Source organism: Paraburkholderia sp. C35, from assembly GCF_003121405.1.
GTDB lineage: Bacteria > Pseudomonadota > Gammaproteobacteria > Burkholderiales > Burkholderiaceae > Paraburkholderia.
Genome location: NZ_QBUY01000055.1, coordinates 33,185 through 53,751, shown reverse-complemented (window position 1 = coordinate 53,751; position 20,567 = coordinate 33,185). Strand labels below are relative to the sequence as shown.

The window sequence follows — 20,567 nt, the reverse complement described above, 5'->3', positions numbered from 1 at the left end:
GCCCAGGTGGCAAACGGTGTGTAGGTTGTCGCACATTCTGCGTCGGCGATCCTACAAGACACACCGCCTTTGCTTTTCAGTCCGGAGTGGAGCGCATAAGGCGCGACGGCCGACACACCGTTTGCCACCTGGGCGGCCTGGGCCGAACTGGTAAGGCTCGCTGAGACGCGGGAGGTTGAAGCGGGTGAGGCGCTCTTAAAGAGCGCTGGCAGCGGGCATCAAGAGAATCGATGCCGCATGAAGGATAGGACCGGCTGGGGGCCCGCAGGCAACGACCGTAGTGGGTGGTGTTCAGCGGCTTTCTTTTGCCTACTTTTCTTTGCCGCTGCAAAGAAAAGTAGGTGCCGCCCCGCACAGGGGCAACGCTAGCAGACCACTAACAAACCGCGGACGCCAGCGACAAAAAAAGGCCGCAGGCAAGAACAATCACCGATGCGCCGCCAGCAAAATACTAGAAATCACACCCGTAGCCACCGCAGCAAGCACAAAGTCACCATTGACTTGAACCCACTGATACCCTGACGGCGGCGGCTGCAGATCATACCCACGCCAATCGTCGACGACATATTGCGGACCGCGATAATCAGGCGGCAGACGATCTCCGCGATGCCAGTCACGATGCGGCACAGGCCCACGCGACGCCTCGCGATGCACCGGACCGCCAGGTCCGCCAGGACCATCAGAACCACCGCGTTCGTCGGCTGTGGAATGATGCCCCGGCCCGCCATCATCCCCCGGCGCATACTGCGCAAACGCCTGCCCTTGAGCGACAACACACGAAACAGCAAGCAACACCACAGATACAGTTTTCTTCATCGAACACTCCCCAAACAAGGTAAGAGTGTTTTCCTTCACAACGATTCAAACAGCGCCCTTACTGTCTCTTACGAGTCGCTTCTAAGCTCACTCAACGGGCAATTCAAGCCGCGCCAATTCAGCGAAATAACGCGCTCCCATCAGCAAAATATCGTCGTTGAAATCGTAAGTAGCGTTATGCAATGGCACGCCGCCCTTCTCTGCCGTGTCACCATTGCCGATGAAAATAAAATTGCCCGGCACAACCTGCAAGAACGCGCCGAAGTCTTCGGAAATCATCATCGGCTGCACGTCGGCATCGACGTTTTCCATACCGACGACGTTGCGCGCCGCACTCACCGCAACATCGACACATTGCGCGGCATTCACCGTCGGCGCGAACTCATGCGTATATTCAAACGTGCATTCGGCGCCATGCGTCCGGCAAATGCCTTCGCTCACTTCCCGCATGCGCGTTTCCAGCAACTTCTGCACGTCGCGTGAATAGCTACGCGTATCGCCCCTGATGATCACGTTCGACGGAATCACGTTGCGCAGTCCATCGGTGATGAACTCGGTGCACGAAATCACCGCCTGCAAACTCGGATCGAGATTACGCGACACGATGGTCTGTAACGCCAGCACGACCTGTGATGCCACCACAATCGGATCGACACCCATGTGAGGCCGCGCCGCATGCGTGCCGCGTCCCTTGATGTGAATGACGAAGTTGTCTTCGCTCGCCATGATGCCGCCCGCGCGCGTCGCGAATGTGCCTGCACGCATCCCTGGCATGTTGTGCGCGCCGAAGATCGCATCGAGGGGAAAGCGCTCGAACAGGCCATCGGCCATCATCGCCTTGGCGCCGCGTCCATGCTCTTCGGCAGGCTGGAAGATGAAACGCACCGTGCCGTCGAAATTACGCCGCTCGGCCAGCAGACGCGCTGCGCCCAGCATCATCGACATATGGCCGTCATGTCCGCACGCATGCATTTTTCCCGGCGTGCGCGATGCGTGCGTTCGTGTGGGTGCCTGCTCGGTGATGTTCAGCGCGTCCATGTCGGCACGCAGCCCGATTGCACGCTTGCCGTCGCCGATCTTCAGGTTCGCCACCAGCCCCGTTCCGCCGATACCGCGATGCACGTCGAGTCCTAGCGTCGTCAGAACATTCGCCACGTAGTCGGACGTATTGCCCTCTTCGAAACCCGTCTCGGGATACTGATGCAAGTGCTGTCGCCAGCTCTTCAATTGTCCCTGCAGCGTGCTTTCCATAGCGTTTGTCCTTGTCGATCGGATTGGATGCGCGGGCTATCGCACGCAGCTTTGCAGCCACGCCTGCTGACGCGCGGCCACTTCTTGCGCAGACTCACCGACGACTTGCGCATAAGCAGCAGGCGCCGTCGCGCCCTCCGTGTTGATCACGAGCACGCGCGCATGCTCATCCAGACCCACCGCACGCGCAAGTTCGCTGTCGCGCATCAAGGTGCAAAGACCCGCGAAACCGGCCGCACCCGATTCGCCCGCAACCAGCGGCACATCGCCACCTGAAGGACTGGCGAGACGGCGCGTGGCATCGACTGCATCGGCATCGTCGATGAGCATGAAATCGTCGACGCACTGCTCAAGGATTTTCCACGCAAGCGGCGATGCTTCTCCGCATGCAAGACCCGCCATCACGGAATCGACCGATCCTGTCGCGTGCGTTGCACGCCCGGCCATCGCGCTCTGATACAGACAATCCGCCTGGCGCGGTTCGACCACGATGAAGCGCGGCCTTTGCGCGCCCGCACGTTCCCACAAATAACTCGCGATACCCGCCGCCAGCCCGCCCACGCCGCCTTGCAGGAACACATGCGTGAACCCAGGCTGCGCATTCATGCTGCTCGCCGATTGCTCGATGATCTCCGCGGCAATCGCGCCGTATCCCTGCATGACATCGCGCGGAATGGCTTCGTAGCCGTCGTATGAGGTATCGGAAACGACATGCCAGCCGTTGGTCTTCGCAAGTTGCGCGGCATGCTCGACGGATTCATCGTAGTTGCCCGCAATGCGCACGATATGTGCGCCGTAAGCGGCAATCGCCTGTTCGCGCTCCGTGCTCACGTTGGCGTGCAGCACAATCACGCAATGGCAGCCGATGCTCTGCGCAGCCGCCGCGAGCGCCTTGCCGTGGTTGCCGTCAGTGGCGCTGATTACGGTGAGGTTCGTAAGCATATCGGCGTAGCGGCCGTTGATGAGCGCGTGCGGATCGATATCGTGCGCGTGCCATAAACGCATGACCAGACGCATCAACGCAACGGGCGCGCCCAACGCCTTGAAGCTGCCAAGCGGCGAGCGGAACGACTCGTCCTTCACACAGAGTTGCGCGATACCAAGCTGTGCAGCTGTATCCGGCAACGTCCACAGCGGCGTCGCTTCGCGGCTGATCAGGTTCCAGCCCGACAGCCATGCACGGCTTTGCTCCGCGGACTCGACATCAAGAATGGCCCGCAGCGTGTCCGGGTAGGTGTCGCGCACGGCACGGGGATTGGCGATCAGCATTCGATATTGCTCCGTTGTGGTCCAGTGATGAAATGATATTGCGCGACACCATCAATAAAGTCCCTGTTTTTCATGGCTTCGTGCAAAAATATCTCTTCCATCACGGCTTCGACGCGAAATCATGGCGACTCAACTCGATAACTTCGACCGCAAACTTCTGATGGAAGTGCAGCGCGATGCGCAAATTCCGCAAACGGAACTCGGCGCGCGCGTGAACCTGTCGACAGCCGCCGTCAACCGCAGGCTGCGGCGTCTTTCGGACGAAGGCGTGATCGACCGTTACTCGGCTATCGTCGCACCGGAAAAGGTGGACTACGCGCTCACGATCATTGCGAACGTCGAAGTCGAGAGCGAACAGATCGATCTGCTCGACGCGATGAAACGCACGTTCTCACAATGTCCGCAGATCCAGCAGTGCTACTACGTCGCGGGTGAATGGGATTTCGTGCTCGTCATGACGGTGCGCAACATGGACCAGTACACCGAACTCACGCGGCAACTCTTCTTCTCGAACAACAACGTCAAGCGCTTCAAGACGCTGGTGAGCATGAGCCGCGTGAAAGTCGGTCTCGGCGTGCCGGTCGATATCGACATCGAATGACGTGCATCCCAGATCGACCATGCATCAGCGAATCACGGAGCGGTCGGTCCAGTTGCCCTGATCGAACTGGCGAACGGTAATCGCGCCGTTGCGGATATCGCCTTTGTCGTCGAACTGGATCGCGCCCGTCACGCCGTCGAGCTTCGCCTCACGCAGCTTCGGCAGATACGCTTTCGGATCGGTCGATCCCGCTGCCTGCATCGCGTTCGCCATCGCGATGACGGCGTCGTACGCATACGGCGCGTAGAGTTGCACGGGCACACCGAAGCGCTGCTCATAGCGTTTGAAGAACGCCGGTCCTTGCGGCATCTTCGCCGGCGGCACGCCTGCCAGCGTGCAATAAGCGTCGCTGCTCATCGCTGTGCCCGCGAGCTTGATGAACTGCGGCGTGCAGGCTTCGTCGCCGGCAATGAACTTGACCTTCACGCCGAGCTTCTGCGCCTGCTGCACGAACGCCGCAGCCTGCGTATCGCCGCCCGTGAATACGATACCGTCCGGCTGGCGGCTCTTGATGGTGGTGAGAATCGCCGTCCAGTTGCTGGTCTTGTCGGTGCCGTACTCGCGCGCGACGACATTGCCGCCCGCCGCCTTGACGGCTTTCTCGACTTCGTCGGCGAGTCCTTGCCCGTATGCCGTGCGGTCATCGACGATGGCGACCTTCTTCGCGGCGAGATCGTGAACCATGTACGTGCCGATCACGTTGCCCTGGCGCACGTCGTTGGCCACCATGCGGAACACGTTGGTGAAGCCTTGCTGCGTGAGTTTCGGGTTGGTCGCGGATTCGGTGATCATCGGCACGCCCGCGTCCGAATAGATTTTCGACGCCGGTATCGACGTGCCTGAATTCGCGTGTCCGACCACGCCCGCCACGCCATCGTCGATCAGCTTCTGCGCGACGGTGACGGCGGTTTTCGGATCGGCGGCATCGTCTTGCGAATCGAGCACGAAGGTCACGCTCTGTCCGCCGATGCGCATCTTCCGACTGTTCAGATCCTCGATAGCGAGGCGCACGCCGTTTTCGTCGTCTTTGCCGATGTGCGACAGCTCGCCCGTCAAAGGCGAAACCTGGCCGATCTTCACGGTGAGATCCGCGTGCGCCGCGAGCGGCTGCAAGCCAAGCGCGGTGAACATCAGAAGCGATAGGGGTCGATGTGTTTGCATGGTCGTCTGCTAGGTAAATTGGCTCGCGCTCGAAGATGGACGATTCGCCATCCGCTACCGCCCTGAATGCGTCACAAGGCTGCATTCATCGTATTCGCGCGCCCCGATAGCCAAAATTCGCAGACTGGCCCGCGACGCAAAATCCAGTCGATCACACCCGCGTTCGAGCAATTTTTTATCGCGGCGCCGTTTGCACAGGTTTGCCGCCCGATTCGGCGCCCGCGTTCGCGTTTCAGCCTCCTCATTCTTCGCTAATTCCCCGTCGCTACGATGCATCCCATCGAATCGTACAAACCGTAGTCGCTGCTTACCTACCCGTCTGAAGAATACGTCTGAAGGAGATACCGTCATGTCGCTCGCAGCCATCTTTCAAGGCACACCCATCTGGGTCTGGGTGCTGCTCGCCTTCCTGCTTTCGCGCGGCCTCAAGGCCATGAACAGCGGCACCTCGCCGCTCTCGAAACTCGCCATCGTGCCGGCCGTGTTCGCGGTCTGGGGCATCGTGCATCTGATCACGGACCCGCTGACGGGTTGGGCCGACGCCATCATCTGGGTCGTGGCCGCCATGGTGGGCGTCGCCGCTGGCGTGTTCATCGCGAGCCGCTCGCGCTTTATCGTCGATCCCATCAAGAACACGGTGATGCTGCCCGGCTCGATGCTGCCGCTCGCGCTGATCGTCATCACCTTCGTGGCCAAGTTCTGGCTCGGCGTCGAACTGGCAACCACGACCAGCTTCGCGTCGCTCGGCATGTACATGTTGATCAGCGCAGCCGTGTCGGGCGCCGTGGCCGGCATGTTCGCTGGACGCTTCCTGACCTACTGGCGAGCCATGAGCGCACGCCGCGTCATCCAGGCGTGTTCGCAAGGCGCGTAAGCGGGCAAACCGGGCACGTCCGTTGCACTCCAGGACGTAAAGGAAATATCGCCAGACTTGTTACTCCCAGCGTTTGTCTTCGCCGGTTCAGACTGTCTCACGGCAAGCAACGCGATGAACAACCCGAGAAGCCGCGCCTCATCCGTGAGGCGCGGCGTTCTGTTCACATCAGGAGGTCGCAAGAGCCATGACTACGTCAGACGATAAAACCACCCGCGACGGACAAGCCGCGATGCGCACGCCGCCCGTCGTGTCGCAGGAAGAATGGGAAGCCGCGCGCCAGCAACTGCTGGTGAAAGAAAAGGCGCATACCCGGGCGCGCGATGCGCTCGCCGCCGAGCGCCGCCGCATGCCGTGGACCGCAGTCGATAAGACCTACGCGTTCGAAGGTCCATCCGGCAAGCTCAGTCTGGGCGATCTGTTCAATGGCAGGCGTCAACTGATCGTGTATCGCGCGTTCTATGAGCCAGGCGTATTCGGCTGGCCCGAACACGCATGCCGCGGTTGCTCGATGGTGGCCGATCAGGTTGCGCATCTCGCGCATCTGAACGCACGCGACACGACGCTCGTGTTCGTATCGCGCGCGCCGCAAGCCGATATTGCGCGATTGAAGGCAGGCATGGGCTGGCAGATTCCGTGGTTCACGATCACGGACAGCTTCGACGCCGATTTCGGCGTGGATGAATGGCACGGCACGAACGTGTTCTATCGCGACGGCGAGCGTATTTTCCGCACCTATTTCATCAACAATCGCGGCGACGAGCAGATGGGCGGCACGTGGAATTATCTCGACATCACGCCGCTAGGCCGGCAAGAGGTCTGGGAGGATTCGCCCGAAGGCTATCCGCAAACGCCCACGTACAAATGGTGGAACTGGCACGACAGCTACGTCGACGATGCGCCGCCCGATAAAAAATGGGTCGAAGTATCAGACGCAGGCGAGGCGGCATTCAGGAACAAGACGCACCCGTAACGCCCGACTTTACCGGTCCAGTTGCGTCACAGTCACCACTTCCGGCTGTGCCGCTGCGTCACTGGCATTGCGCAGCTTCACCCGCCAGCTTCCGTACTCGTTGAACGGGAACTGCGCAAACGCGCTTTTGACGAGCCACGGAATGGGATGCAGCGTGTCGGCATTGCGGTCGCGGCTGATCGCGGTGACCTTGTAGACTTCCTTGCCCGTCGAGGCTTCGAACAGACGCAAGGTCATCGAGTGCTGATACTCGCGCCCGAACAGCGAGAAGCTAGGCTGCGCCGCGCCATTGCAGGCTGAACCGGCGCAGTCGCCCACCGTCACGCCGACGGCTGCGGGCCGCGTATCGTATGCAAGCGACAGCATGTAGCTCGCGCGATCCACGTCACGGTCGACCAGACCGTAGTGGCCGAGTTCGTTGTGAATCAGCGCTTCGTACTGCTGGCGTGCCGTGCCTGTTTCCTGCGTCGGCGTCTGCACGATCGCATAGGTGCGCTCGCCCTGCAGCACGAGCGGCGAACCCGACACCTGGACGTCGGTCGTCACAGCCGCGCATCCGGCAAGCGCCAATACGCACGCAGCCACGACAGCACCACCACTCAGCGTTCTTTTCACGTTCTTCTCGCTTCCATCGAATCGGGTTCTGTTGTGCAGGATCTGGCGCTCACGCATCTGTCTCGTCGAGTGCGGGCAGCGTGATCGTGAATGCCGTGCCTTTGCCGGGCGTGCTGTCTACCCGCACATCGCCGCCGTGCCGCATCACGACTGCCTTCACGAACGCCATGCCGAGTCCCGTGCCCGTCGCTTCGGGCCGTTCGCTTTCGTGAAAGCGCTGGAACCGCTCGAACAGATGCGCCTGGTTCTCGGCGGAGATGCCGTAGCCTTCGTCGCGGATCGTGCAGCGCACCCGTGCGGGCCCGGCACCTGACTCGCTTTCCTGCTGCGCGACCGCGCAGGTGATGCGCGTGTCGGGCGGACTATATTTCACTGCGTTGTTCAGGATGTTGACGAGTGCGCGCGTCATCAGCGAGCGGTCCGCGTTGATCCAGTGGCCATCGCCTACTTCATCGTAGGCCGCTTCGAGGCGAATGTGCTTGGCTTGCGCTTGCGGCCACACTTCGTCGCTGGCATCGATCACGAGTTCATCGAGACTGACAGGCTCCAGCACATACGCCTGCGATTCGGCGCGCGCCAGTTGCACGAAATCGTCGGCGAGCATCAACGCGCGTTGCGCATAGCGTTCGACGCGATTCAGCAGTTCGCGCAGGCGTCCCGCATCGGGCGACGGCGAGCGCGCCCGCTCGAGTTCGACGAGCGCGAGAATCGAGGCCTGCGGCGAACGCATATCGTGCGACAGCAGCCGCAACGCATCTTCGCGCAGGCGCTCGGCGGCGTGCACAGCCGTCACATCGACGAGACCCGCAATCCATCCGATCACCGCGCCTTGCGCATCGGTGCACTTCGCATAGCGCAGCAGATGATCGCGCTGGTTACGGTCGCGCACCTCGATGCCGCGCTCCATCAGATCGACGAACGCAGCACGGCCAGGATCGAGCAGCGCGGGCCAATGCGCGCGTCCCAGTGCGTCGGCTTCCGGGCTGGAATCGATGGCCTTCACGAACGCGAGATCGCCCAGCACGTGACGCAGTTGCATGCCTTCGGGCGCTGCCGCGCCGAGCCGCTCGAAGTACGCCTTCGCCGCGTGGTTCGCGATCAGCACGACGCCGTGCACGTCGCCCACGAGAATCGGCTCCGGCACGCTATCGAGGCTGTTCCAGACGAACTGCTTCATGTCCTGCACACGCCGCGCGGCCTGCGCCATCAGCGCCATCTGCTGCGCGAGCGCGTCACCGCGGAACTCGCGGCTGCGCTGCGGCGCTTCGGGCAACAGATACGGTTCATCGGCGAGGCGCTGCAGTTCCTTGCGCAGATACGACATGGTCATTTCGAGCCGCCGCCAGTTCCAGATCGGATACACGGCGGCAAGGCCGACAATCGCCGGCACGGGCGACATCCACAGCCGCATGCCGTACAGCAGCGCGGCGCTGAAGGCGAGCATCGCTGCGCACAGCACGATCGTCATCAGCAGCGAGCGCAGCGGCGACAACACCAGCAGCCCGGCGAGCAACATGGCGAGCGGCACCAGCGACACAGCGAACACCCACAGTCCGCTGACAGGCTCGATCGCGCGGCCCGTCACGAGCGTATCGAGCACGTTCGCGTGAATGTAGACGCCCGGCAACGGCCCGAGCCGCCCCGACACGGGCGTCGAGAAGCGGTCGTAAAGACCCGACGCCGTCACGCCGATCAACACGATCTTGCCGCGCAACAGGTCTTGGGGCACGTCGCCCGCCAGCACGCTTGCAAACGACACGCTCGGATAAGTCTGCGCGAGCGGACTGAATGGAATCAGCACGCGCGCTTCGCTGTCTTTCGTGGTTGCTGCATGGTCTGGCAGGTCCGCTGCTGCCGTGCCGCTCACAGGCGGCACAGGCCGTACCGCGCCCTGGTGGATGGCGCGCCACACGGGCACCATCAGTTGCGGCCAGCGCATGTGCGCGTCGCCTTCGAACAGCGCGACACTGCGCACGATGCCGTCGCCGTCCACTTCGAGGTTGATATGGCCGAGCCCTGCGGCGGCGCTCGCCAGCGGCTCGACGGGTTTGACGGCGACACGCGCACCACCGGCGTCTTCGGGGGAAAGCAGAATGGGCAGATACGTCGGCGTCGCGGCGACTGCGCGCGCGAGTTGCGCATCGTCCGGTGCCGGCTCGGTGAAGAGCACGTCGTACACCACCGCGGCGGGATGATCTCTGGCGATGGCGTCGAGCAGCTGCGCATGCACGGCGCGCGGCCACGGCCAGCGGCCGAGCCGCGCAATGCTCGCGTTATCGATTTCGATGACCGCGATATCGGGCAGCACCGGTTGCGCGCGCAAGCGCAACAAGCCGTCGTAGACGAGATGATCGACGCTCGCCGTCAGCCGTCCGGGCGAACAGGCCAGGATCACCACGATCCCGAGGCAACCGATGCACAGCCATTCGAACAGAAAGCGGCGCCCGACAGGCCGCCCAAGACGTATGCGCGGATCGAAGCTCATGCGCGGGCCACCCGTGGTCATCACCGGGCCAGTGTAAACGAGCGGATCGAACTGCCCTTCTGGTAGAAGCGGCCGTTCTCGAACTGCTCGGCGATCACGGTCCAGTAGTAGACGCCCGGCGGCAAGTCGGACACGACAATCTGCCCCGCCGTCAGATCGGTGCGATCGACGAGCGGGTCGCGCAGATCGTCCGTGGTGGCGAGCACGAAGCGAAAGCGCGTCTCGACACCCGTGCGGCTCGCGAGCCAGCGGAACTCGAAATCGCGGCTGCCCGCGCGCTGTCCCGCCGACACATCGAGCCCGAACTGACGCCGCTCGAATGCATAGGTTTGCGGCAGACCTTCAAGCCCAATTCCATCAATCGATGCAATACGCACGAAGTAGTTGCCGTCGGGCAAAGCACCGAACGACGCGTGCGGCGTAGTCACGCGCTGATCGCGGATCAGGTCGAACAGGTCGGCGTCGCGCGCAATCTGCACGCGATACGCGTGCGCGTTCGGGTCGGGCACGAGATCGAAGGCGACCTCCTTGTCGTCCTGCATCTTGCCGGGATCGGCCAGCGCCGGCGCCGGCAGCAGCGCGACCGGCCCGCCGACGCCGCCCGTCGCGCGCGTGACGCTGCCGAAATGCGCGCCAACAAGTTGCGTCGATGCCTGCAGCGGCACGCCCGGTGCACGCGGCGGCATGCGTGCTGCATCGACGCCGACGGCGCCGTCGAGCACGGCCACGGCGGTCGATTGCTCATCGCCGTCATAGTTCACGCGAAAGCGCGTGCCGCGCACGCCCGCCACCACGGACGGCGAACGGATCTGGAAGCGGTCGTCTTTCTTTGTCGCGTGATTGATTTCGCTGTCCACTTCGCCCTGCTTCAGATTGATCACGCGATCTTTCGAGCCAGTCAGGACGGTCTGGCGTAACGCGCCGATTTCAATGGTGCTGTCCTGCGGCACGGACACGTGGGAACCGTCGTCGAGTTCCAGCGTGACGAAACCTTCGTGTCCCGTGCGCACGCGGTCGCCTTCGACCAGCACCATGCCGACCGTGACGGGCACGAACGGATTCTGTCTGAACGCATGCGTAGCGGGGCCGCTGACGGCAACCACACGCGCCGTACTCGGCTCCTGCTTCAGCAACGTGACGGGCAAGCGCAGTTGCACACCGGGCTGCAGATGCAGCGGATCAGCCACATGATTGAGTTTGCGCAGCACCACCCAGTCGCGCGGATCGCGCAGATAGCGATCGGCCAGATCGTAGAGCGTGTCGCCCGCGCGAGTCACGTAGATCGTGGTCGCTTCGCGTGCAGGCTTGTCAGACTTCTGCGCGTTTGAACTGACAGGCAGCAGGCAGAATGCCGCCGCAAGAACCGCTACCAGGCCGGAGCCGGGAGCGCGCCGCGCCGCGCGCGCCGGGTCACGCGGCGTTGTGTCCGGACCTGCTACCGTCACGCATCCTCCTTTTCGATCCGCTCCAGCCGGTAGCCGTAGCCGTAGATCGGTGTCAACCGGTAGCCGTTTTCGGGGCGAAGGCCGAGTTTGGCACGCAGCATCGACACATGCGTGTCCATCGTGCGCGACGGAATGTCGACGTCCTGCCGCCAGATCGCTTCGAGAATATGGGCACGCGACAAAGGCTGGCTCAGATGCCGGAACAGCAACAGCGCGAGCTCGAATTCCTTTTGCGTCAACGTGACGGAGGTGCCACGCGCGATCACCTGCTTCGATCCCAGTTCGAATTCGAATTCGCCGAAGCTCTCTCTCGTCGCGCTCTGGTTGAGTTGATACGCACGGCGCAGCAGCGAGCGCACGCGCGCAAGCAGCACACTCGATGCGACAGGTTTGACGACGTAGTCGTCCGCGCCCTTGTTGAGCATCGCGGCGATGTCGGTCTCGCGGCTGCGGCTGGTCATGAACAGCACAGGCAGACGGTCGGACAGACTCTGACGCACCCACTGCAGCACTTCTTCGCCCGACATGTCCGGCACGTTCCAGTCGAGCACCAGCAAATCGAATGTCTGTCTGCGCAAATGCTTGACGAGCGCGCGGCCTTCGGCGAACGCATGGCAATCGTGACCATCGACCGCCAGCGACTGGCAGACCAGATCGGCCTGCGCCACATCATCGTCCAGGACTGCAATTCTCATAGAACCCCGCACGCGAAATGATTCATAGGGCCAACGTTGCGCGCATTCGCGCCTCGCTGCGTAGCCATGCGCGGACGCGCGCGCGTCGCGTTGTGTCGTCTGCGGCGCTTACGCCTGAGCGCTGTTCAGCGCCACTACGTCATCGTCTTCTTTGTCGTTCGATCGCCGATACGCCGTCAACGCTTATGCGTGCGCTTGCCCGTCCTGAATGGAATGCGCGTGGTGCCTGGCCTGAAACACACCCGCTCCTCGATAAACAACGACGATTCAGATTCCCTGCGCCGACGCACCCCGTTTGCCCGCGAATCGCCATCCGGCATCAACGTTTTTCACAATAGGGAGGAATAGTATAAAAAGAGGGCGCAATAAAATCATGCAAAGATTGCCGGATCGTCGATTGCGCCCTTCAGCGGATCATGAATTGGCCTCCGCGCTGTCTTACAACTATCGTTGTTCACCTCGTTTGTTTTGTAAATTGGCGAGTAAGACTTTGTCAGTTTCTCATTCGTCATTCCCGCCGAAATGCGAATCGCCGTTTCTCCCTGATTGCTGCCGTTTGTATCCCCCGTAGGCTTCATTGCGAAACCTTGTCCGTACTATATGAGATTCGTATCTCAAAATCTTTTAGCAATTGTCAAGTGATGGAAACACGCGATCATTCGTCTGCGCATATGATCGCGCGGCCGATCGCTGCTAAAAAACGCACTGCGTGCAGTCAAAACTTCACTAACATTGTTTGGCAAACCGGCGCGGATAGTTTTCAGGCCGCTTCAGGCCGTTCTGGCCCATGTGCCGATGCGCCGGGCATGCGCGATCGTATCGAACAGGCGCTGCAGCGAATGCAGCTTGAGCAAGCCAGCTTGAACGCGAGGGGTTCATCATGCTGATGTGGATTGCAAACTGGGCAGCACGCCACGCTCCGACTCCAGAGAAACAGGCCGAACGCGCGCTTAATGAATTACGCATGGAATTGTTTCGCGCGGAGCAACAGGTTCTCGATGCGCAGTTACGGGCCGAGTATTTCCGATCCCGCCTGGTGTTTCTCGAAGATGTCACCCGAAAGGGGATTGAAGCGGTTTCTGATCAGCGCAAGGGGCAGCAGGAGTCGGCACAGCCATCCCGTGTTGGGCCAAGGCTGACGGCGGCGCAATAGTGCGAGGCAGCAGGCAAGAAGGCAAAGCAATAACGCCACAATAAAAAAAAGCCGCAGCGCGATAGCTGCGGCCTTAACTTGCCACTTACTTGCGGTACGGTCACCGCAATTTCATTCTCGGACTTTATGCCCGATCCATCAACGAAGATCTGGCGGATTTGACGATCTTTAACAAGTATCGAAGATCGCCGTCACCACCGCCGTTCCCTCATCAAGCCGACTGATTCAGGCTCGCAAAGGTCGCGCCGCGTTCGACCAGTTCCACCAGCAACGGCGATGGCCGCCAGAACACGGGATCCTGCTTTTCGAACTCACGAATATCCGCGAGCAACGCGGCGAGGCCAATCGTATCGGCGTAATGCATCGGCCCACCGCGATGTGCCGGAAAACCAAAGCCGTTCATCAGCGTCACGTCGACATCGAGCGGCCGCAGCGCAATGCGCTCGTGCAACACGTTCGCACCTTCGTTGATCATCGCGGCCATGTAGCGGCGCACGATCTGCTCGTCGCTGAGTGCGCGCGGCGCCACGCCGGCGCGTTGGCGCTCGGCATCGATGATCGTTTCCACTTCGGAGTCGGGCGCGCCTGCGCGCTTGCCTTCCTCATAACGGTAAAAGCCGCGCCCCGTCTTCTGGCCAAACCAGCCGCGCTCGCACAGACGGTCGGGAATCTGCACGTAGCGCGCGTTCGGATCGCGCGTTGCCGCGCGGCGCTTGCGCGTGGCCCAGCCGATGTCGCCGCCCGCCAGATCGATCACCTGATACGGTCCCATCGGAAAGCCGAATTCGCGTACCGCCTTGTCGATCTGATACGGCGACGCGCCATCCTCCATCAGATGGTCAGCCGCCGCGCGATACACAGCCAGCATCCGGTTGCCGATGAAGCCGTCGCAGACGCCTGCGCGCACGGGCACCTTGCGGAGCTTTTTCGCCAGATCGAAAGCCGTCGCGACGACGTCAGCGCTCACTTGCGCCGGCACCACGACTTCCAGCAGCTTCATGATGTGCGCGGGCGAAAAGAAATGCAGCCCGATCACGTCCTGCGGACGCGAGAGCGTGGCCGCGAGCGCGTCGATGTCGAGATACGACGTATTGGTGGCGAGCACCGCGCCCGCCTTGCATACGCGGTCGAGTTGCGCGAACACGGCAAGCTTCACGGCCATGTCCTCGAACACGGCTTCGATCACGATATCGACCTGCGCGAGCGCATCGTAGGACGTGCTGCCGGTAAAGCGCGCGAGTTTCTTCGCCTTGCCCTCGGCGCTCAAACGCCCTTTTGAAATCAAACCGTCATAGACCTTTTCGACGTTCGCGCGGCCGCGCGCAATCGATTCCTCGTCGCGCTCGACCATCGTCACAGGCAGGCCCGCGTCGAGCAGCGCGACGGCAATGCCCGCGCCCATCGTGCCGCCGCCCACCACGCCCGCCGACTCGACCGGGCGCGGCTGCGCACTGCGCGTCTCGGGCGATTTCTGCACTTCGCGCTCGGCCTGGAACGCATGAACGAGCGCCGCGCGCTGCGGGCTGTCGAGACATTCGAGAAACTGCGCGCGCTCGAAGCGCATGCCTTCGTCGAAAGGCAGGTTAAGCGCCGCCTCGACGCAATCGACGATCTTTAGCGGCGACAGCAGGCCGCGCGATTTCTTCGCGGTATCGGCGCGCGCGGCGGAGATGGCTGCTGCGGTGGCTTCGTTGTCCGCGAGGCCTCGTGCATCGCGCGTGCGCCGCACAGGTGCGTGCTCGACCAGCAGTTGCTGCACATAGGCCAGCCCTTCGGCGAGCACGTCGTCGCTCTGGCCGACGCGATCGACAAGACCGATCGTCAGCGCTTCCTGTTCGCCGATATGTTTGCCGCTCAGCATCAGCGACAGCGCAGCTTCGGCGCCCGTCAGGCGCGGCGCGCGCTGCGTGCCGCCCGCGCCGGGCAACAGGCCGAGCCGCACTTCCGGCAAACCGAGCTTCGCGCCAGCCACTGCCAGCCGGTAATGCGACGCCAGCGCGATCTCCAGCCCGCCGCCCAGCGCCGCGCCATGAATCGCGACCACCACCGGCTTGCTGCACATCTCGATGCGGTTGCACACGTCGGGCAACGTCGGCATCTGCGGCGGCTTGCCGAATTCGCGGATATCGGCACCCGCGATGAAATTGCGACCCGCGCCGACGATCAGCACCGCGCGCGCCGCCGCGTTCGCCTCGGCGGCGTCGATCGCTGCGACAAGGCCGCGCCGCACGTCCACGCCCAGCGCGTTGACGGGCGGATTATCGACGGTGACGAGCAGAATATTGCCGCGCAGTTCATGGCTGACAGGCAAGGCGGGCGCGTTGGCGGCGGGCTGTGACATCGGTTTTGTCTCCTCATGCAGCAGATAGGCGGAATCGTCATGGATTGTCTTGGGGATAAAGGCAATTGACAATCGCATCGCGGATTGACAGAGTGTCAAGGATTTTTTGACAGTCAAACTGCTATGGACGTCAACGCGCTCACGCTGCTGGTCGAAATCATCGACGCCGGCAATCTCAGCGAAGCCGCGCGCCGGCTCAAGATGACGCGCGCCAACGTCAGCTATCACCTGAACCAGTTCGAAAAGTCGATCGGCCTGCAACTGGTGCGGCGCACGACGCGCCGTGTCGAACCGACCGAGATCGGCCTCAAGCTCTACGAGCATGGCCGCGCGATCCGCAATTCGCTGCACGCCGCGCAGGAATCGATATCGACGCTCGGCGAAAGCCTGCAAGGCCGCGTGCGCCTGTCGGTGCCGAGCGGCTACGGGCAACTGGTGATGTCGGCGTGGCTGATCGCGTTCAAGCGTGAATTTCCCGGCATCGTCCTCGATGTGATGTTCGAGAATCGTGTGGAAGACCTGCTGCGCGACGAGGTGGACATTGCCGTGCGCGTGATGTCGGAGCCGCCGCAAAATCTCGTCGCGCGCGACATGGGACCGGTGCGCTGGGTCGCGTGTGCATCGGCGGAATACGCTGCGCAGCATGGCATGCCGACGCAGCTCGACGCGCTGCGCAGCGCGCCGCTGATCACATCGACGGTAGTGGGCCGCCAGCTTCGCCTCGCGGCCTATCTGCGCGACGAACGGCACGAAGTCCTGCTGGAGCCGGGACTGATCTCCGAGAACTTCCTGTTTTTGCGCGAGGCGATTCTTGCCGGCCTCGGCGTCGGTCTGGTGCCCGATTACGTCGTGCACGACGATATCCGGCGCGGCAACGTCGTCACAGCGCTCGACCCGTGGCGGCTCAGCATCTTCGGCACGAACATGTACATGCTGTATATGCCGAACCTGCACCACACGCGCGCGACCTCGCAATTCATCGAATTCATGCTCGACGAAGCGCGCAAGGCGGGACGCGGCGCGTAATCCCATGCCGCTTTGTACTGCCATGTATCGGGCGCGCGGGCGGATACATGCGCATACACACACGCGTTTCCACGACACATGCGAGATACATCCAGGCGCTTCAATACGTGTCATCGATTGCTGGTCCTTCAACCACTTCAAAGGAGCACACACCATGACGCGTATCGACAACGTTCTGTACACAGGCAAGGTTCACACGACGGGCGGCCGCGAAGGCGCCGCGCGCAGCGACGATGGCCGTCTCGACATCAAGCTGTCGACGCCGGGCAGCACGGGCGCCGGCACGAACCCCGAGCAGCTGCTCGGCGCGGGGTGGTCGGCGTGCTTCATCGGCGCGATGGGCCTTGCGGCACGCGGCCTGAAGATCTCGCTGCCGGCGGAAACCAGCGTCGACGCCGAGATCGATCTCGGCACCACCGATAACGCCTATTTCATTCAGGCGCGTCTGAATGTAAGTCTGCCGGGCCTGCCGCGCGACGTGGCGCAGGAAGTGGTTGACCGCGCGCATCAGACCTGCCCGTATTCGAAGGCGACGCGCGGGAATATCGAGGTGACGATTACGCTGGTTTAAGCGAGCAGAGGATGGGCGGCGCCAATGTCGCCCTTCGCTACTGCTAGCGGCCTGGCGCCAGCGCGCGAACTCAGGCCACGACCGGCGCCCCGCACTGCCCACAAAACTTCGCGTCGTGCGCGAGCGCCTGGCTGCAGCTTGCACAGGATCGTGGAACCAGCGAAGTCGCACACTGGCTGCAAAAGCGCGCCTCTGTCGCATTCGCGGCTCCGCATTTCGGGCATGAGCGCTCTGCGCGCGTCGCGGGAGTCACTGTGGGCGCTCTACCCCAAGCATCGTTCGAATGGCGGCTTCGTTCATCACCATAGTCACCTTCATGAGTGCGCCTGTCTCCATGAGAACCACCATGCCCATGCCCATGCCCATGGCCGTGACCACGCCCTCTTCCACCTTGCCCGCCGTGATGCCCACCCAGCATTCGTTCTAACCAGCCCATTTCGCTTCTCCCGTTCACTTGCGCAGCAACCGCAACCCGTTCCCCACCACCAGCAGACTGGCCCCGACATCCGCGAACACGGCCATCCACATCGTGCCGATTCCGCCGATCGTCAACGCAAGGAAAACAGCCTTGATAGCCAATGCCAACGTGATGTTCTGAACCAGCACGGCATGCGTCGCCCGCGACAACCGGATGAACGCGGGAATCTTCCTGAGGTCGTCATCCATCAGCGCGACATCGGCGGTTTCGATGGCGGTGTCCGTGCCCATCGCACCCATCGCGAAGCCGATATCGGCTTGCGCGAGCGCCGGAGCGTCGTTGATGCCGTCGCCGACCATGCCCACCATCGCCCCTTCCGCCGACAGCCGCTTCACCGCGTCGAGCTTGTCTTCGGGAAGCTGATTGCCTTCCGCGCGGTCGATGCCGACCTGGCGCGCAATCGCCGCCGCCGTGTGCGGGTTGTCGCCCGTCAGCATGGCCGTGCGCACGCCTAACGCATGAAGCGCGGCAATCGCTTCCTTGCTGGTGTCCTTCACGGTATCGGCGACAGCGAACAACGCGTACACGCGCGCTGCGTCGATGAGCATGACGACCGTCTTGCCGTCGCGCTCGAGCGCCTCGATGCGCGCTTCCAGTTCCGGCGAGCAACGGCCGAGTTCTTCGACGAGCCTGTGATTGCCCAGCGAATAGCGCGTGCCGTTCGCGATGCCCGCGACGCCGCGTCCGGGGATCGCTTCGAACGCATCGATGGGCAGGCGCGCGACGCCGTCCGCATCGGCGGCACGCGCGATGGCTGTCGATACAGGGTGATCGGAGCGGCCCGCGAGGCTCGCCGCGATCGAGCGGACGAGCTTGCTATCCATGTCGTCGCCCGCACGCATTTCGAAATCCGTTTGCACCGGCTTGCCGTGCGTGATAGTGCCGGTCTTGTCGAGCGCGAGCCATGCGAGCTTGCGCCCCTGTTCCAGATAGGTGCCGCCCTTCACCAGAATCCCGCGCCGCGCCGCTGCCGCGAGTCCGCTGACGATCGTGACGGGCGTCGAAATGACCAGTGCGCACGGGCACGCAATCACCAGCAACACCAGCGCCTTGTACACCCAGTCGAGCCACACGCCGCCCATCAGCAACGGCGGTACGACGGCCACACCGAGCGCGATCACAAAGACAATGGGCGTATAGACCCGCGCAAAACTGTCGACAAACCGCTGCGTCGGCGCTTTCGCGCCCTGCGCCTCTTCGACGGCATGGATGATGCGCGCCAGAGTCGTGTTGCTGGCTGCTGCCGTCACGCGATATTCGAACGATCCCGCTTCGTTGATCGTCCCGGCGAACACTGCATCGCCCGGTGCCTTGTCGATGGGCATGCTCTCACCGGTGATCGGCGCCTGATTCACCGTCGATCGCCCGTTGACCACTTCGCCATCCAGCCCGAGACGCTCGCCCGGCTTGACGCGCACGACGGCACCCACGCTCACGCGTGCGGCCTCTATCTCGGCCCATGTGCCGTCGGGCTGCATGACGGTCGCCGTATCGGGTGCGAGACGCATCAGGCCTTGAATCGCGTTGCGCGCCCGGTCGAGGGATTTCGCCTCGATCAGTTCCGCGACCGTGAACAGCACCATCACCATGGCCGCCTCCGGCCACTGGCCGATCAACAGAGCGCCCGTCACGGCGATGCTCATCAGCGCGTTGATGTTCAGGTTCCCGTTGCGAAGCGCGATCCAGCCTTTCTTGTAGGTGCCGAGTCCGCAACTCACGACAGCCAGCAGCGCAAGCGCAGCGACCAGCCACATGGGCAAGCCGACCCAGCTCGCCGCTTCGGAGCCCAGCGCCGCCACGCCCGCGAGCGCGAGCGGCCACCACGGCTTGCGGCGCTCGGACGCCGCAGGCGCTGCGCCGGCATCCACGACCGGCTCGGGTGCAAAGCCGAGCGCTTCGAGCGCCTTGACGATCGCATCGAGACCGCCTTCCCGGTGCACCACCGTCAATACGCGCTGCATCAGGTTGAACTGCAGTTCGAGCACATCGGGCAGATCGCCGAGTTTTTTGCGGATCAGCGTTTCCTCGGTCGGACAGTCCATCTGCATGATCCTCATCTGGCTGCGCACGGTTTCACCCGTCACCGTCGACTTCGCAAGCGCCTCGACGGCACGCTGCGCGGTGCGAGGCCGGACGCGATCGTCGGCGCTGCCGCCACAGGCGTGTGCGCCGCAACCGTCCGTGTCCGTGTGTCCGCGTCTGAGCGCGTGCTGGTGATCGTGTGCCATGACCCTGTCCTTTTGTGCGGTATGCTCCCAGTACACACCTTGAAGCCACTTCAAGGTCAAGGGCTTCCTGCCGGAGCATCGCCATGAGGATTGGGGAACTGGCCAAAGAGGCCAACTGCACGACCGAGACGATCCGGTTCTATGAAAAGGAAGGGCTGCTCACGCCGCCCGAACGGACGGATTCGAACTACCGCAGCTACAACCAGAGCCACATCGAAAGGCTGCGCTTCATCCGCAACTGCCGCAGCCTCGATATGGCGCACGAAGAAATCCGCGCGCTGCTGGCGGCGTCCGACCAGCCGCAAGGCGATTGCAGCGCCGTCAACGCGCTGCTCGACGAGCATATCGCTCACGTCGACGCGCGCATCGAAGAGCTGACGCGCTTGCGCCAGCAATTGACGGCGCTGCGCACGCGATGCAACGCGGGATCGGCAGTCGACGAATGCGGCATCATGCAGGGTCTCACCACGATGGAAACGAAGCCCTCGAAGCAACGGACCAATCCCCTCGGCTAACGGATCTCCCGTCTGTCATGCGTCGATGGCACACTGCCGTGCTTTGGACAATCCCGCCGGGCCGATGCAG

19 protein-coding genes are annotated in these 20,567 nt (G+C 62.8%); 7 read left to right on the top strand and 12 right to left on the bottom strand.

Annotation, left to right across the window (positions count from 1 at the left end; all coding sequences use genetic code 11):
• Positions 1–426: 426 nt before the first annotated feature.
• The 3 genes from DK391_RS26935 to DK391_RS26925 form a co-directional block, all read right to left on the bottom strand.
• The gene (locus DK391_RS26935; RefSeq protein ID WP_109481057.1) at positions 427–816 is read right to left on the bottom strand and encodes an RcnB family protein; all 390 of its coding nucleotides are present in this window, start codon (positions 814–816) and stop codon (positions 427–429) included.
• 87 nt (positions 817–903) lie between these two features.
• Positions 904–2,067: a M20 aminoacylase family protein gene (locus tag DK391_RS26930; protein WP_109481056.1), complete on the bottom strand. Its 1,164-nt coding sequence runs from the start codon at positions 2,065–2,067 to the stop codon at positions 904–906.
• Between the two features lie 36 nt (positions 2,068–2,103).
• Positions 2,104–3,336 carry a diaminopropionate ammonia-lyase gene (locus DK391_RS26925; RefSeq protein WP_109481055.1) on the bottom strand — a complete coding sequence of 411 codons (1,233 nt, stop codon included), beginning with the start codon at positions 3,334–3,336 and terminating at the stop codon, positions 2,104–2,106.
• A gap of 121 nt (positions 3,337–3,457) precedes the next feature.
• Between DK391_RS26925 and DK391_RS26920 the strand changes: the two genes are divergently transcribed.
• The gene (locus tag DK391_RS26920; RefSeq protein ID WP_109481054.1) at positions 3,458–3,937 is read left to right on the top strand and encodes an Lrp/AsnC family transcriptional regulator; all 480 of its coding nucleotides are present in this window, start codon (positions 3,458–3,460) and stop codon (positions 3,935–3,937) included.
• Positions 3,938–3,961: 24 nt separating this feature from the next.
• On the opposite strand, the gene DK391_RS26915 is transcribed toward DK391_RS26920, so the two are convergent.
• Positions 3,962–5,098, bottom strand: a complete 1,137-nt coding sequence (locus DK391_RS26915) for a branched-chain amino acid ABC transporter substrate-binding protein (protein WP_109481053.1) — start codon at positions 5,096–5,098, stop codon at positions 3,962–3,964.
• A 349-nt stretch (positions 5,099–5,447) separates the two neighbouring features.
• On the opposite strand from DK391_RS26915, the gene DK391_RS26905 reads away from it, so the two are divergent.
• Together DK391_RS26905 and DK391_RS26900 are read left to right on the top strand one after the other, a co-directional pair.
• Complete coding sequence (locus DK391_RS26905) at positions 5,448–5,972, top strand: DUF6622 family protein (protein ID WP_109481051.1); 525 nt, start codon at positions 5,448–5,450, stop codon at positions 5,970–5,972.
• 187 nt (positions 5,973–6,159) lie between these two features.
• On the top strand, positions 6,160–6,945 hold the full coding sequence (locus tag DK391_RS26900; protein WP_109481050.1) for a DUF899 domain-containing protein: 786 nt from the start codon (positions 6,160–6,162) through the stop codon (positions 6,943–6,945).
• Positions 6,946–6,954: 9 nt separating this feature from the next.
• On the opposite strand, the gene DK391_RS26895 is transcribed toward DK391_RS26900, so the two are convergent.
• The 4 genes from DK391_RS26895 to DK391_RS26880 are packed head-to-tail and all read right to left on the bottom strand — an operon-like array spanning position 6,955 to position 12,185.
• On the bottom strand, positions 6,955–7,560 hold the full coding sequence (locus DK391_RS26895) for a DUF4136 domain-containing protein (protein WP_109481058.1): 606 nt from the start codon (positions 7,558–7,560) through the stop codon (positions 6,955–6,957).
• A 49-nt stretch (positions 7,561–7,609) separates the two neighbouring features.
• A complete protein-coding gene (locus DK391_RS26890) occupies positions 7,610–10,066 on the bottom strand; it encodes a CHASE2 domain-containing protein (protein WP_109481049.1) in 2,457 nt (818 codons plus the stop codon).
• On the bottom strand, positions 10,066–11,490 hold the full coding sequence (locus tag DK391_RS26885) for a FecR domain-containing protein (protein WP_109481048.1): 1,425 nt from the start codon (positions 11,488–11,490) through the stop codon (positions 10,066–10,068). The genes DK391_RS26890 and DK391_RS26885 overlap by 1 nt, the downstream gene beginning before the upstream one ends.
• Positions 11,487–12,185 (bottom strand): response regulator transcription factor, encoded by a 699-nt coding sequence (locus tag DK391_RS26880; RefSeq protein ID WP_109481047.1) that lies wholly within the window; start codon positions 12,183–12,185, stop codon positions 11,487–11,489. The genes DK391_RS26885 and DK391_RS26880 overlap by 4 nt, the downstream gene beginning before the upstream one ends.
• A gap of 880 nt (positions 12,186–13,065) precedes the next feature.
• Between DK391_RS26880 and DK391_RS26875 the strand changes: the two genes are divergently transcribed.
• The gene (locus tag DK391_RS26875; RefSeq protein ID WP_109481046.1) at positions 13,066–13,338 is read left to right on the top strand and encodes a hypothetical protein; all 273 of its coding nucleotides are present in this window, start codon (positions 13,066–13,068) and stop codon (positions 13,336–13,338) included.
• 211 nt (positions 13,339–13,549) lie between these two features.
• Here the strand turns inward: DK391_RS26875 and DK391_RS26870 are convergent, their stop codons facing one another.
• A complete protein-coding gene (locus DK391_RS26870; RefSeq protein WP_109481045.1) occupies positions 13,550–15,679 on the bottom strand; it encodes a 3-hydroxyacyl-CoA dehydrogenase NAD-binding domain-containing protein in 2,130 nt (709 codons plus the stop codon).
• A gap of 123 nt (positions 15,680–15,802) precedes the next feature.
• On the opposite strand from DK391_RS26870, the gene DK391_RS26865 reads away from it, so the two are divergent.
• The gene (locus DK391_RS26865; protein ID WP_109481044.1) at positions 15,803–16,705 is read left to right on the top strand and encodes a LysR family transcriptional regulator; all 903 of its coding nucleotides are present in this window, start codon (positions 15,803–15,805) and stop codon (positions 16,703–16,705) included.
• 154 nt (positions 16,706–16,859) lie between these two features.
• Positions 16,860–17,276: an organic hydroperoxide resistance protein gene (locus tag DK391_RS26860; RefSeq protein ID WP_109481043.1), complete on the top strand. Its 417-nt coding sequence runs from the start codon at positions 16,860–16,862 to the stop codon at positions 17,274–17,276.
• A gap of 70 nt (positions 17,277–17,346) precedes the next feature.
• On the opposite strand, the gene DK391_RS45390 is transcribed toward DK391_RS26860, so the two are convergent.
• Genes DK391_RS45390 through DK391_RS26850 form a run of 3 tightly spaced genes read right to left on the bottom strand, consistent with a single transcriptional unit; the run spans position 17,347 to position 19,982 of the window.
• Complete coding sequence (locus DK391_RS45390) at positions 17,347–17,529, bottom strand: zinc-ribbon domain-containing protein (protein ID WP_239482962.1); 183 nt, start codon at positions 17,527–17,529, stop codon at positions 17,347–17,349.
• The gene (locus DK391_RS45385) at positions 17,526–17,687 is read right to left on the bottom strand and encodes a hypothetical protein (protein WP_239482961.1); all 162 of its coding nucleotides are present in this window, start codon (positions 17,685–17,687) and stop codon (positions 17,526–17,528) included. Before DK391_RS45385 ends, DK391_RS45390 begins: the two co-directional genes overlap by 4 nt.
• 39 nt (positions 17,688–17,726) lie before the next feature.
• Positions 17,727–19,982 (bottom strand): heavy metal translocating P-type ATPase, encoded by a 2,256-nt coding sequence (locus DK391_RS26850; RefSeq protein WP_109481041.1) that lies wholly within the window; start codon positions 19,980–19,982, stop codon positions 17,727–17,729.
• An 83-nt stretch (positions 19,983–20,065) separates the two neighbouring features.
• Here DK391_RS26850 and cadR point away from each other — a divergent pair, with 83 nt between their 5' ends.
• A complete protein-coding gene (cadR, locus tag DK391_RS26845; protein ID WP_109481040.1) occupies positions 20,066–20,497 on the top strand; it encodes a Cd(II)/Pb(II)-responsive transcriptional regulator in 432 nt (143 codons plus the stop codon).
• Positions 20,498–20,567: the final 70 nt, after the last annotated feature.

Bases quoted from the DNA above. Each gene is read 5' to 3' on its own strand.
- DK391_RS26935 (WP_109481057.1), bottom strand. From the start codon at position 816: ATGAAGAAAACTGTATCTGTGGTGTTGCTTGCTGTTTCGTGTGTTGTC.
- DK391_RS26930 (WP_109481056.1), bottom strand. From the start codon at position 2,067: ATGGAAAGCACGCTGCAGGGACAATTGAAGAGCTGGCGACAGCACTTG.
- DK391_RS26925 (WP_109481055.1), bottom strand. From the start codon at position 3,336: ATGCTGATCGCCAATCCCCGTGCCGTGCGCGACACCTACCCGGACACG.
- DK391_RS26920 (WP_109481054.1), top strand. From the start codon at position 3,458: ATGGCGACTCAACTCGATAACTTCGACCGCAAACTTCTGATGGAAGTG.
- DK391_RS26915 (WP_109481053.1), bottom strand. From the start codon at position 5,098: ATGCAAACACATCGACCCCTATCGCTTCTGATGTTCACCGCGCTTGGC.
- DK391_RS26905 (WP_109481051.1), top strand. From the start codon at position 5,448: ATGTCGCTCGCAGCCATCTTTCAAGGCACACCCATCTGGGTCTGGGTG.
- DK391_RS26900 (WP_109481050.1), top strand. From the start codon at position 6,160: ATGACTACGTCAGACGATAAAACCACCCGCGACGGACAAGCCGCGATG.
- DK391_RS26890 (WP_109481049.1), bottom strand. From the start codon at position 10,066: ATGACCACGGGTGGCCCGCGCATGAGCTTCGATCCGCGCATACGTCTT.
- DK391_RS26880 (WP_109481047.1), bottom strand. From the start codon at position 12,185: ATGAGAATTGCAGTCCTGGACGATGATGTGGCGCAGGCCGATCTGGTC.
- DK391_RS26875 (WP_109481046.1), top strand. From the start codon at position 13,066: ATGCTGATGTGGATTGCAAACTGGGCAGCACGCCACGCTCCGACTCCA.
- DK391_RS26870 (WP_109481045.1), bottom strand. From the start codon at position 15,679: ATGTCACAGCCCGCCGCCAACGCGCCCGCCTTGCCTGTCAGCCATGAA.
- DK391_RS26865 (WP_109481044.1), top strand. From the start codon at position 15,803: ATGGACGTCAACGCGCTCACGCTGCTGGTCGAAATCATCGACGCCGGC.
- DK391_RS26860 (WP_109481043.1), top strand. From the start codon at position 16,860: ATGACGCGTATCGACAACGTTCTGTACACAGGCAAGGTTCACACGACG.
- DK391_RS26850 (WP_109481041.1), bottom strand. From the start codon at position 19,982: ATGGCACACGATCACCAGCACGCGCTCAGACGCGGACACACGGACACG.
- cadR (WP_109481040.1), top strand. From the start codon at position 20,066: ATGAGGATTGGGGAACTGGCCAAAGAGGCCAACTGCACGACCGAGACG.